Annotated in this window: 1 pseudogene; it reads left to right on the top strand. The window is 61.5% G+C overall.

Annotation, left to right across the window (positions count from 1 at the left end):
* A pseudogene (locus tag ACZIRK_RS45590) lies at positions 1–317 on the top strand (IS630 family transposase); the annotation flags it as partial.

The following is a 317-nucleotide window of genomic DNA, read 5'->3' as shown; positions in this document are numbered from 1 at the left end:
TAGGCATCAGCACGGCCATTCTCTGGGTGCAGCGCTTTCGCCGGACCGGCAGCGTCGAGCCGGATCAGATCGGCGGCTACAAGCCGAAGAAGATTTCGGGAAAGCATCGTGATTGGCTGGTGCAACGCTGCCGGACGGCGGATTTCACCTTGCGCGGGCTGGTGGCCGAGCTTGCCGAGCGTGGCCTGAGGGTCGATTACCGGACGCTGTGGAACTTCGTCCACGCCGAGAAGCTCAGTCACAAAAAAAGACGCTGATTGCTGCCGAGCAGGACCGTCCCGATGTTGCCCGTCGGCGGACGCAATGGAGCAAATATC

The sequence above is a fragment of the Bradyrhizobium sp. Leo114 genome (genome assembly GCF_055229415.2).
This window is presented reverse-complemented; position numbering and strand designations above follow the sequence as displayed.